The sequence below is a fragment of the Siccirubricoccus deserti genome (assembly GCF_014283215.1).
GTDB lineage: Bacteria > Pseudomonadota > Alphaproteobacteria > Acetobacterales > Acetobacteraceae > Siccirubricoccus > Siccirubricoccus deserti.
This window is the reverse complement of record NZ_JACOMF010000024.1, coordinates 62006-74506: the sequence shown is the minus strand read 5'-3', so window position 1 is coordinate 74506 and position 12501 is coordinate 62006. Positions and strand designations below refer to the sequence as shown.

Genomic DNA, 12501 nt, shown 5'->3' with positions numbered 1-12501 from the left:
CAGCTTGCTGCGGTCGTACCGAGCCCGGTTCTCCTGCGTCCACATCGCCGCAGTTCTTCCCGCCCCGGCCGCCCACAGGCCAGTCACAACCCATTCAAATCATAGCACCTGTCCCCGGACGGACACTTAGAAGCGGAAGCCGAAATTAGCCCGGACGCCTGAAAAATTCTCGCCAGTGATGTAGCTCGCGCCGACATAGAATTCACCAGGATCGAAGCCGACCAGGCTGCGGCCGAGCGCGCCGAGCTCGGCCCCCACCGCGATGCCAAGCTCAATCGACCAGGGAAAGAGGCCGATGTCAGCGGTGCTGTAATTGCCGACGACGAAGCTCTGCCAACGCAGCTCCGTCACCCCCAGCCGGTAGCCCAGTGGGCCATCGGCTCGCAGCCCCGCCCGCAGCACCGTGCTGTCCGCAGTGACTGAAGCCTTGCCACGAGTCGGCTCCGCCGGCGGCTGTAACATCTGGGTGGCACGGCCATCGAAGGAGGACAGGTTGATGTAGCTGACCGAGGCGCCCGGCCGGATGTTCAATGTGCCCCAGCGATAGCGATACTCAATGATCGCGGCCGCCCCGGTCAGCAGCGTGTCGGTCCAGAAATTGACCCGCTCGGCCGGCACCGGGCTGCCACCCAATGGGGAGCGGTCGAGCTTGCCGGACCAGTGCTGGGTGCCGATTCCAACCATTGGGGTCAGCACCAAATCCGGCATGGGGCTGATCGGCCGGCCGATGTTGAAGCGCAGATCCCAGAGTGCGATGAATTGCCGCTCCGTCGCCAGAGCTCCTGCGGGACTGCCCGCAATGCCCGTCACACTCTGCAGCGTGGTCGTCGCCGCCTCGCCGTAGCCGCCCGTCAGCCGCAGTTCAACCGGGCCGAGCAGGCCAGTCTCCAACAATAAGCGCAGCGGCAGGGTGTAGACGTTGATCTTCGAAGTTGTGCTCTCGTCCTGATAATCGACGTAGCCGGCACTGGTGAAGCCCCCATTGGTCAGCAGAAAGAGGGAATAGGCGACATCCTCATTGAGCCGGCCAATGGGGCCTGGATTGCCCGGCAACGGCACGCTCTGCCCCTGCACTGGGCTGGAGATGCTCGTTGCCAGCAGGGCGGCGACGATGCGGCGCTTGGTACGACCATTCCCAGCATCCATTGAACCCCTCCTGTCAGGCGCCGGACCTGTGGCCGCTTCGGCCAAGTCAGCAGGATCAGCACGCCGTTTCGACTTCGGGCCTTTCGCGGCGAAAGAAGACAATACCCAAACCGCATCCAATATGAACCGGCAATCCTGCTGCCTGCGGCTGGCGCAAGGTGTCATCAAACCAGAGGAGCGTGGTGCCGATCCAGCGATGGTGAAGGTGTTGGCCCGAGCGCTTCGGAGGAAGCGGCTGCTGGAAGAGGGTCGCTATGCCTCCCTCAGCGAAATGGCGAAGGCCGAGAAGACCGACCGGGATGTCTCGGCAAGATGCTGCGGCTGACGCTGCTGGCACCAGATATTGTCGAGGCGGTCATGGACGGGCGGCAGCCGCCTCACATTGGGCCACCAGCGCTGCTCCAGTCGGTGCCCAGCATGTGGGACCGGCAGCGCTTTGCAGTTGAGGATCAGCGATGACGCCGCTGTAGTGGGTCCGGTTAGGCACTGAGCAAGGCCGCGTTGCTCAGCGCGGATCTGGTTCTGGGTGCGGTAGCCGTGCCGGGCGACGAACCGGGTAGCGCTGCAGTGGGCGACGAAGTCCTGGAGCCGGCGGCGCAGCTCTTCGATGGTGTCGAAGGTGTGCACCCATAAGAAGTTCTCTTTCAGGGTGCGGATGAAGCGTTCCGCGAAGCCGTTGCCCTCGGGCTGGCGCACGAAGGAGGGCGAGCTCTCGATATCAGGGAAGGTGATCTTGTCCTGGAAGTCGCTGGACATGTAGTTCGAGCCGTGGTCGTGGCGGAGGGGGAGACCCTTGGCCGCGTCTTTCTCGATGCGGCCGAAGTGGCGAAGGGCGCCCTGGCGCATGGGCCCGAGCGCCTCGATGCGGTTGCCGGAGCGGGCGGCATGGTTGCCGACGTACTCGCCGGAGAAGTGGTCAACGGCGACGAAGACCTGGGCCCGGCCCTCGGTTAGGGTAACGGTCTCGGTCATGTCGGTACCCCACATCACGTCCACTGCGGTGGTGGTGATGGTGCCATCGTGCGCGCGCTGCTCGGGACGGCCGACGCGGTGTGGCGCGAGCAGGCCATGCTGGCCCATGAGGCGGCAGACCCGCCGGGCCGATGTGTGGATGCCGGCATGGCGCAGTCGGGCCCAGATCTTCCGGTAGCCTTCGCCATGCAGACGCGAGCCAAGGATCCGGGCGCGAATGTGCTCGAGCAATGAGGCATCGGAGCAGGCGCCGACCGGACCTCGACGCACCAAGCTAACCGATCCCATGGCGCCGGCCGCCGGCCGCCGTGCGATGGCGGTAAACCGTGGCGCGGGAGAGCCGCCAGACCCGGGCAACCTTGGCCAGGCCATAGGCGCGGCTCGTGGCCGGAGAGATGGTCCGGCTCACCGCCTCGACCTCCTGCGGCCCAAAGGGCGGCGATCTTCCGCTCCAGCAGCTCGTTGGCCATGGTGACCTCGCCGAGCTTGGCCTTGAGGCGGAGTAGTTCCACATCGCGGCTGTCACGCTCGCGCTCCTTCATCGGCACCTCTGCCGCAACCAGGGCGCGGTCACGCCACTCGCTCAGTCGGGCGACGGTGACGTTGAGCTCGCGGGCCACGGTCTCCAGCGGCTCACCGCGCAGCAGGCGGGTGACGGCGGCCAGCTTGCGCCGGGCGGAGTCGCGATGCTCCGGCCCGGCACCGCCCGAGGGGGCGCCAGCGTCAGCGATCTGGGCACCCACCGGCGCCCCCACGGGCTTGTCGCTGTGGTTCTGGTCCATCGGTCTGACCTCCGGTTGCGGTGACCTCTACCGCAGCCGGCTGTCTCATCGAACCGTGCCGCACCCCAGCCTGCTGACGCCACCTCATCAGACCAGACACGCGGCCAGCCAAGAGCCCCTGGCCGCCTGAAGCCCCCGTAGTTCACGGGTGCCTACAGAGCCAACTGGCGGGCGATGGCCGCCGCGGTCGCGGTGCGCTCCTGCACAAGGTAAAAATGTCCGCCGGGGAAGCGCATCTTCTCAACTGGACCAGCAACGAGAGAATGCCATCCGGCCCAAGCCGCGTCGGTGCATTGAGGGTCGGTCAAGCCGCCCATCAGAGTCAACGGCACTTGGAGAGCAGGTTGCGGCATATCGACATAGCTCTCGACGGCGCACATGTCGGCCCGCAAGACCGGCAGGAACATCCGAAGCAACTCGGTGTCCGCAAGTACTGTGGCGGGAATGCCCTCATACCGTCGGGAGACTTCTGCGACGAGAGTAGCGTCGTCGAGCTGAGAGAGTGGTTGCTCTACCATCGCCTCGCATGGGGCCCGGCGGCCGGAGATGAACAGCCGACGCGGCGGAGTTAAGCACTGCCGTTGTAGCAAGCGAGCAACTTCGAAGGCGATGATAGCGCCCATGCTGTGGCCGAAGAAGGCGAAGGGCAGCGCCGGCAGCGCCGCAATGGCCGAGGCGGCGCCTTCCGCCATGGCGGCAATGCTTTTCAGCGGCGCCTCGCGCAGTCGCGCCTCGCGACCGGGCGGAACAATGGCGAGAGTTTCGACATTCGGCGGCATCAGTCGAGCCAGTGGATGGAATGCGGCAGCGCCGCCGCCTGCGTGGGGAAAGCAGATTAGCCGCAGGGTGCTTGGCGCTTGCTGCTTGAAGCGCACGCACCAAGCTGTAGCTTCGCCTTTCACTGCCATCGCCATTCTGCGTTCTCCGGTGCTGAAGCTGTGGTTCGTACCTCAGCCTACGCACGATACCGCTGCGGATTGTCGTTCTAATACCAATTCCCACAGCCGGTGACTCACGGAACGGGGTTCCCTGACTCGGTGATGATGTGATTCAAGCCAGCGAGCATCCAGACGCTCGTAATGGCGTGCGCCGTTGCCCTGCGTTCCGGCCTCTCTGCCGCCGAGCTTCGACTTTCGGCACGCGGAGCAGGGACGCGCCCCAGGCTAGGCGGCTATTGCCCCTGGCGGCGATCTACGATGACGGCATGCGCTTGGAGGCGGCGAGGCCGGGTAATCTCACCCTGCAGTGACAGGTCAGGACACACCCGCAGCCTCAGGTCGCGCTCCGCCTGCCGCACCCCCTTCCGCAGCGTCTCCGCTGTGCTCCAGCACCATTCGCACCGCATGTTGCCGGACCCCGGGCGAAAACCGGTGCAATGTCTTCTTCATCATGGCTGCAACCTCCCAAGGTTCGAAGCATCCGGCAAACCCGGCGGGGTTCAGTGGCCGCTTCGGCTTTTAGCCCGACCATTGGGCTCGCCGCCCTCAAGGTGGTGGTCGAGTTCGGCGTTCAGCACCCGTTCGGCCTGGGCCTTCTTGAGCCTGCCCAGCGGGCCCCATCGGTGCCCGCGAGAATTTGAGGTGCTGCCTCGAACGAGCGCATCATCCGCCGGGTCCTGGCCCACCGGCCATGGGATTGCATCCTGCTGCGCGCGGATTGCGGCTTCGCGCGTGAGGTGTTGAGGGCGTGGTGCGAGGCCAACCCGCGCTTCGTCGTCATGTCGCTCCGCCCCGCCGAGATCGACGCCCGCAGCCTCTACGAGAGGGTCTACCGCGCGGTGGGCGGCACGGAAAACAGAGCGAAGGAATGTCAGCCGGACCTGTGTCGAAGGCCTCGGCCGCCACCATGCGGGCCAACCAGTTGTGGCTGTGGCTCGCATTGGTGGCCTACGTCCCGCTCCGCGCCCTGCGCCGCATCGGCCTTGCCCAAACCCCGTTTGTCGAGGCCACCTGCCGCACGCTCCGTCTCTCCCTGCTGCGGATCGGCGCCCGGGCTCGCTGGTCGGTCCGATGCATCAAGGTCGCGATGACCTCGGCGCGCCCGCACCAGAGCGAGTTCGCATTGGATCATGCTAGACTCGCAGGTCTCGGGCCAGCCTGACGGTCCAGACACCGCAAGTCACCATACTCAGGCAGCAGCTCAAGCATCAGAGCACGACGCTCTGGTGAGACGGTCGGGAATAAAGATTGCACCCCCCTCGGCAACAGCGCAAACTTTGTGCCGCGGGTTGAGGTGACCAGATGAGCGTGTCTTTCTCGCAGCAACGCTGCGCCTGTTGCGGCGAGGATCGGCGCGTGTCCAACCGTCATGATCTCCGCGCCAGCACCCGCCACATCAGGACACGCCGCCGGAGCACACGCTGCCGATCTGGCTGCCGACGTCATCATCTCCGGCGCCATTTCGCGCACGCTCTCGCCCATGCTGCGCTCCTGTCTGTCGACGGCGCGTCAGAGTGTGGTGTTGCGCTGCGTGGAGCGCGTTTTCGGCAGCGCCCCATGCACTTACGCAGCGGTGCTGCGGCCCTTGCTGCACCACCACTGGCTACTCGTGCCGGTGATTCTGGATTTTGGTGGAAGCGGCTGTCTGGCGACACAGAGGATCACCGCCGAGTTCGCCCCGGTGGAAGACCCTTGTTATATTTTTGCCCGTTTCCAGGGGCCACCCGCCGCCAGTTTCGAAAAGAAAACCGAGCAGGCGCAGGCCATCGCCGCGGTTTCGACGCCGTGTCCGAGTGCCGGACTTCCCCGATCCTGGTCGGCGCGCCGTCGCGCAACGAGGGCTTCGCGTTTCTCGTCCTGGCGCTATGGGATGCGCGACAGCGCAACATGAAGTTTGTCAGCCGGTCGATCAAATCAACGCTCGATGGAATTGCCGGAGCCCGTCCAAGCGTGATTGCCCCGACCCACTTGGCAGGCGGCCAAGCACCCGTGCAGTTCGTGGTGCGCACGACCGGGAAATGTAATCAGTTGTCGCAGGTAACGGATGATTTCGTGCGCCGTGCCCAGCAGGACCCTGGACTCGCCCGGCCGTTGTCGGATCTTTCCTTGGCGGTGCCACGCGGTGACGTGCAGATTGACAAGGCACTGGCGGCGAAGCTGAAAATCCCCTTGTCGGTGATCGGCGAAGCGTTGGCCAAGATCCTGCGCAGATGCAATGTCAGCTGCTTCTCCTGGTCGGGTGGGTTTTATCGCGTCGTGCTGGAACTGGAGGCACCGGCTCGCAATAGCTGCAGCGCGCCCGATGAGGTTCCGGTGCGCGCGAACGTTCAACTCACTGCGACATTGCCCGAGGTGTCCGCGCCGCATCCGCAGGCGGTCAGTTCCGACGGTCTCGTTGCGGCGCCCGGCGAATGATGTCGTTGCTTGCAACGCCGCGGCAGCGCCAGGAACCGGTGACAGAGCGCCCGGTCGGCAGCGACGATATCGCCGTAGTGGGCATGTCCGGCCGCTTCGCCGCGGCGGCCGACCTCGCGGCCTTTCGTGAAGCGGTATTGACCGGCGATTCTCTGATCGGCCCGGTGCCGGAAGGGCGGTTCGGCTGGATCCTGCCGCCGCGCGGGGCCATGGCGCAGGCACGCGGCGGCTTCATCGCAGATGTCGACCGCTTCGACGCGGCGCTGTTTGGCATTGGAGACCGCGAGGCGGCGCGCATGGATCCGCAGTCCCGCCTGCTGCTGCAGGCCTGCCGCGCAACGCTGGAGGATGCCGGCCATGCACCGCGAGGTCTTGCCGGCTGCTGCGTCGGGGTCTTCGTCGCCAACACCTTCCAGGAATGGGTGCACCGGCTGCGCCAGCCCGGCCGGGTGGAGCGTATCCGGCTGACGGACATGACGATCTGCATGCTGGCCAGTCGGATTGCCCGCGCCTTCGATCTCCGAGGGTCGGCGGAGGTGGTGAATGCCGCGTGCAGCGGCGGGCTCCTGGCGGTGCACCGGGCCTGCATGGCGCTTCGGGCGGGGGAATGCGAGGCGGCGCTCGCCGGCGGGGTCAGCTTGATCCTGGCCGGCGACGGCTATCTGGGCGAGGCCCGCGCCGGCATGCTCAGCGCCGATGGCAGGAGCCTCGCCTTTGATTCCGCTGGAAACGGTTTCGTACGCGGGGAGGGGGTCGGCGTGCTGTTGCTGAAGACCCTGGCGCGGGCCCGGGCGGATCGCGACGCGGTGCATGCCGTTATCCGTGGTTCGGCCGCCGGGCATGGCGGCGCTGCGGGCGGCTACAACGCAGACGCGGCAGCGTCGCAGGCCGATGCGGTAGCCAGGGCATTGCGCAGTGCCGGGGTGGACCCCGCCAGCATTGGCTACCTGGAATTGCAGGCGGCCGGGCGCCCGTCGGAGGAAGCCGCGGAACTGGCCGTCATCGCCGCAGGATTCAGGCAGGCGGCGGCAGAGGGGGCGCCGCTTCCGCAGCCCCTCACCGGTGCCCTGAAGCCACTGACCGGGCATATGGAGGCGGCTTCCGGGCTTGCCCAGCTCGTCAAAGTAGCGGCCATCCTGCGGGACGGAGTGGTGCCGCCGATCGGCGGCCTCAGCGAGGCTGCGGAGGCGGTGCGAGCCGCCTGGCCCGGGCTCGGGCTGCCGGTGGCAGCGCTCCCCTGGCCAGACCAAGCGACGCCGCGGCGAGCCCTGGTCAGTGGCTACGGCTTCGGCGGCAGCCATGTGCATCTCGTCCTGGAAGCGGCGCCGGACGACTGTGTCGCAATGCCGCCGGCGCCGCGAAGTCGGCAGCCGCGCGCCTTCCTGCTTTCCGCCGCGACGCAGGCCCTTCTGGCGGATGCGGCGGGGCAACTCGCCTCGGCGCTCAGCGGAGGCGAGGTTCCGCCGGCCGAGGATGTGGCCTTCACCTTGCTGGTGGGCCGGGATGCGATGCCGGAGCGGTTGGCCATTCTGGCCGAGGATGTCGCTGGCCTGACTGAACAGTTGGCCGCCTTCGCCGCGGCGCCGGACCGCCGAGGTTCCTGGCGTCGAGGGAGGGCAGGGGGGGGCATGCCGCTGCTCGGCGCGGCCGAGGAAGACCGGGATTGGCTGTCGCGCCTGATCCAGCTGGGGCACTGGCCGAAGCTGGCCTCGCTGTGGTGCAGCGGGCTGGAGATTGATTGGCCCGCACTGGCTGACGTCCTGCCGGGTCGCCGCGTCAGCCTGCCGCCGATGCCCCTGGCGGCGACGCGGTTCTGGATGGAAGACGACACGGCGCCTGCGGCCATCGCTCCGGCCCCGGCCCCAAGTATTGCGCCAGGTATTGCGCCAGGATCGGGCGAGGACAGGCCACGCGAGATCCTGCTTGGCCTGCTCGCGGAGACGCTGGGCGTGGCCGATACCGCATCTTGGGCAGATACCGACAGTCCTGCCGCGCTCGGCCTGGACAGCATGGCGGCGGCGGAATTGCGCGGCCGCATCGTCGAGTGCTGCGGCGGGGAAGCGCCCCCGCTGGCGATGCTGTTGCAGGCGCCCGACCTCAGGGCGCTGCTGGCGCTAGTGCCGCCGATCGCCGAAGGGGCGAGGAAGGCGCCCGTAACGCCGGACCCGGCGGCGCGATATGCGCCTTTCCCGACCACCGACATCCAGTTTGCCTATCTCATGGGCCGCCAGGAAGGCCGGCAGCATGGCGGCTTCGGCTGCCAAGTCTATTGGGAGTTCGATCGCCCGCGTTTCGATGTCGAGCGGCTGACGGAGGCATGGAACCGGCTGGTCATCCGGCATGACATGCTGCGCGTGATCTTCGCGCCGGATGCGACGCAGCGCGTGCTGCCGACCGAGAGGGCCGGGCCGATCGAGATCCCGCTGCACGACTGGTCCGCGGCCAGTGCCGACGTAGCAGCGCGTGAGCGTGCCGCTCTGGCCGAACGCTTCCGCACGGTGGATTTCGATCCAGGCCAGTTCCCGCTTTTCCGACTGGCGGTCACGCGGGATGCCGCGGGCGACCGACTGCACCTCGCGCTGGACCTGCTGGTGGCCGATGGCCCCAGCCTGTTCCTGCTCATGGAGGAATGGGCGGCGCTGTACGAGGCGCCGGACCGGCCGCTGGCGCCGCTCAGCCTGGGTTTCCGCGACTACGTGCTGGCGCAGAAGCAGTGGGAGCAGGACGCCGCGGCGGCCGCCGACCTTGCCTATTGGGAGGCGCGGCTGGACAGCCTGCCTGGCCCGCCGGCCCTGCCGATCCTGCCTGGCCCGCCGCCCGGCCGGCCCGCCTTCCTGCGCCATGAGGAGGTGCTGCCTCTGGCGGTCTGGCGCCGCTTCGAGCAGGCCGCGGCGGCACATGGAGTGACGGCCAATGCTGCATTGATGGCAGCCCTCGCCGAGAGCATCGCAGCCTGGGCCGAACGGCCCGAATTCTGCCTGAACGTGACCCTGGCCGGCCGGCGCCCGATACATCCCGAGGTGTTCCGGCTGGTTGGTGATTTCACCAGCAATGTGCTGCTGGCGGTGCCGGCACGTGGCGAGCGCGACTTTGCCACGCATGCCGCCGCGCTGGCAGCGCAATTGGCCGCGGATATCGAGCATGCCGGCTGCTCCGCGGTGAAGGTGCTGGGCCAGCTGGCGCGACGCCGGCAGGCCCCTGTGACCATGCCAGTGGTCTTCACCGCCGTACATGGCTACGGCGCGCTACTGAAGCGGCCGGTGCGGATCGACGCGATCGGCGCCTATCGCGCCGGGGCCACCCGCACGCCGCAGGTCTGGCTCGACGCCCAGTCACTGGAGGCGGCCGACGGACTGCATCTGTCCTGGGATGCGATGGAGAGGGTCTTCGCCCCCGACATATTGGCGGACATGTTCGGCGGCTTCGTCGCCCGGGTGCGGCGCCTCGCCGAACTGCCGGAGGCCTGGGTGGCGCCGCCGCCCGGGACGGTGCCGGCACCGCTCCGTTCCGCCAATGCCACCGCCGCCCGGTTGCCCTGGGAGCCGGTCTTCGCCGGCATCCTGCGCCAGGCCGAAACGGCGCCGCAGCGGGAGGCGGTCATCGCCCAGGATCGCCGGCTGGATTTCGCCACCCTCGTCGGGGAGGCCACCATGCTTGCGGCACGGATCCAGGCCGCGGGCGTGGTGCAGGGCCAGCTAGTCGGCGTGGTCATGCCGAAAGGGTGGCGGCAGGTGGTGGCGGTGCTGGCGATCGGCCTCGCAGGGGCCGCCTATGTGCCGGTGGAATTGCCGCTGCCGCCGGCGAGGATCCGGTCCCTGCTGCAGCGCGCCGGGGTGGCGCTGGCCTTGACCCATGCGGCGCCGGAGGGGCTCGACTGGCCCTGCGCGGCGACCGATCTCGATACCTTGGTGGCCGCGGCCCCGCTGCCCTGGCGGCCCTGCCGGCCAGCGGCGAGCGACCTTGCCTATGTGCTGTTCACCTCTGGTTCGACCGGGGAGCCGAAGGGCGTGGCCCTGCAGCATGGCGCGGTATCCAACACGCTCCATGACGTGAATGGCCGCTTCGGGGTCGGGCCAGAGGATCGCGTCCTCGGGCTTTCCTCGCTCGGCTTTGACCTTTCGGTCTGGGACATCTTCGGCGTGCTCGGGGCAGGCGGGGCCCTGGTGCTGCCGGCGGCGGAGTCGGTGCGCGACCCGGCCCATCTGGCAGCGCTGCTGGCGCGGGAGCAGGTGACGCTGTGGAACTCCACTCCCTCCTATCTGAAGCTGGTGGTGGAGGCCCCGGGCATCGCATTGGCGGGCTCGCTGCGGCTCCTCATGCTGTCGGGGGACTGGATCCCGCTGCCGCTGGCCCGCCGGCTTCGGGCCGAATACCCGGCGGCGCGGCTCGTCAGCCTCGGCGGGGCGACGGAGGCGGCCATCTGGTCGATCTGGCATCCGGTAGACCGGGTGGAGGAGGGCTGGCGCAGCGTTCCCTATGGCCGAGCCATGGCGAACCAGCGATTCTATGTCCTGGACGAGGCGCAGCGCGCCTGCCCGATCGGGGAGGTGGGGCAGTTGCATATCGGCGGCGCGGGGCTCGCTGCCGGCTATTGGCGGGATGAGGCGTCCACCGCGGCCAGCTTCATTCGCCACCCCGAAACCGGAGAGCGGCTGTACCGCACCGGTGATTACGGCCGCGTCCTTGCCGATGGCGGTATCGAATTCCTCGGCCGCCGGGACGCCCAAGTGAAGATCGGCGGCCATCGGATCGAGTTAGCGGAAGTCGAAGCCGGGTTGCAAGCGGTGCCGGAGATGCTGGAGGCGGTGGCATTCCCGGTGACCGATCCCGGTGGCAACCAGCGGCTGGTGGCGGCCTATCGCCACCGCTCCGGGCTTGCCGAGAGCGAGATCCGCGCCGCGCTGGCCGCCAGCCTGCCGTCCTACATGGTGCCTGGCCTGCTGCTGCCGCTGGAACGGATGCCGCTGACGGAAAACGGCAAGGTGGACCGCAAGGAGTTGACCGCCCTGGCACTGCGGCGGATGACCGGCGCATCGGCGGCTGCGCGAGACTCCACGCCGCCGGCGACAGCGGAAGCTCCGCCGACCGTTCCGGTGGAACAGGTGGCGGACTTGGCGGCGAGAGTGGCAGGGATGCTCGGCACGGCGGGGGTCATCAGCGACAAGGATGGGCGGGACCGCTTCGTTGCCGGGGCGCCGGCGATGCGGCGTGACCTTGTGGCGCTGCCCTCCCTAGCATTCCCGGTGCCGACGGGCGATGCGCCACCGGTGCGGGTCTCGACCCGACATTTCCGCTCCGCTTCCGTCACCCAAGGGCAACTCGCCGCCCTGTTGGCGCCGCTGCGCGAGGTGGCAACCGAGCAGGGACCGCGCCGACGCTATGGTTCGGCCGGGTCCAGCTACGCTGTGCAGCTCTATCTGCTGGTGGGTGAGCAGGGCTGCGAGGGGCTGGCGGCAGGGCTCTGGCACTACCTGCCCGCGCTGCACCGGCTGGTGCATCTGGGGCCAGCACAGGTCCAGCCGAGCGCCCTCCATGTCCCGTTCAACCGCAGCATGGCGGCGGCGGCGGCCGTCTCGCTACTGCTGATCGGCGACCTCGCGGCGATCCGTCCTCTCTATGGCGAGATGGCCGAGGAGCTGCTGCGGATCGAGGCCGGCTGCATCAGCCAGTTGCTTGCCGATGCGGCCGCGGCCGAAGGGCTTGGGCTGTGCGCCATCGGCTGGCTGGACATTGTGCCGCTGCGGTCCGGGCTGCGGCTCTCACCGGACCACATCTTCCTGCATGCGATGGTGGGCGGCCAGCCTGCCGCCGTCGCCGAGCCGGGGTCGGTCCCGATCCAGCTCCAGCCGCAAGCTGCGATAGGGGCGCGCCCGGCCCGGCAGGACCGCTGGGTCGCCTTGGTGCGGAAGGCCTGGGAGGAGGCGCTCGAACACTCCGACTTCGCCGATGATGCGAATTTCTTCGAGGTCGGCGGCAATTCCTTCCTCGCGGTGGCACTGCAGGCCAGGCTGGCGCAGACGCTGAACCCGGCGCCCTCGGTCACCGACCTGTTCCGCTACCCGACCGTGCTGTCCCTAGCCGTGCTGCTTGCCGGGTCAGACGGTGCGCCACAGGCGTCGGCGCTGCCAGTCTCGCCGCCGGCTGGCTTGGCCGAGGACCCGCTGGCGGCCCGGCGGGCCCGCCGCAATGCGGCACGCCGACCCCTTGCCCATTTCGCAACCGCCGTACCGGGCGGGACATGGCGGTGA

Annotated in this window: 6 protein-coding genes and 1 pseudogene; 4 read left to right on the top strand and 3 right to left on the bottom strand. The window is 68.4% G+C overall.

All coding sequences use genetic code 11. The features are described 5' to 3' along the window. Window positions 1-126 precede the first annotated feature (126 nt). The 3 genes and pseudogenes from H7965_RS17910 to H7965_RS17900 form a co-directional block, all read right to left on the bottom strand. Complete coding sequence (locus H7965_RS17910) at window positions 127-1191, bottom strand: hypothetical protein (RefSeq protein WP_186771959.1); 1065 nt, start codon at window positions 1189-1191, stop codon at window positions 127-129. Window positions 1192-1647: 456 nt separating this feature from the next. Then, window positions 1648-2900 (bottom strand): annotated as a pseudogene (locus H7965_RS32005) (IS3 family transposase); the annotation flags it as partial. 152 nt (window positions 2901-3052) lie between these two features. Next, entirely contained in the window at window positions 3053-3814 is a 762-nt protein-coding gene (locus H7965_RS17900) for a thioesterase II family protein (RefSeq protein WP_186771957.1), read from the bottom strand. 892 nt (window positions 3815-4706) lie between these two features. On the opposite strand from H7965_RS17900, the gene H7965_RS32000 reads away from it, so the two are divergent. From H7965_RS32000 to H7965_RS17880, 4 genes are all read left to right on the top strand, one after another. Beyond that, window positions 4707-5000 carry a transposase gene (locus H7965_RS32000; RefSeq protein ID WP_390624577.1) on the top strand — a complete coding sequence of 98 codons (294 nt, stop codon included), beginning with the start codon at window positions 4707-4709 and terminating at the stop codon, window positions 4998-5000. Between the two features lie 207 nt (window positions 5001-5207). After that, a complete protein-coding gene (locus H7965_RS17890; protein ID WP_186771955.1) occupies window positions 5208-5729 on the top strand; it encodes an efflux RND transporter permease subunit in 522 nt (173 codons plus the stop codon). After that, the gene (locus H7965_RS17885) at window positions 5726-6253 is read left to right on the top strand and encodes an efflux RND transporter permease subunit (protein WP_261394279.1); all 528 of its coding nucleotides are present in this window, start codon (window positions 5726-5728) and stop codon (window positions 6251-6253) included. Before H7965_RS17890 ends, H7965_RS17885 begins: the two co-directional genes overlap by 4 nt. 38 nt (window positions 6254-6291) lie before the next feature. After that, the gene (locus H7965_RS17880) at window positions 6292-12501 is read left to right on the top strand and encodes a non-ribosomal peptide synthetase (protein WP_186771953.1); all 6210 of its coding nucleotides are present in this window, start codon (window positions 6292-6294) and stop codon (window positions 12499-12501) included.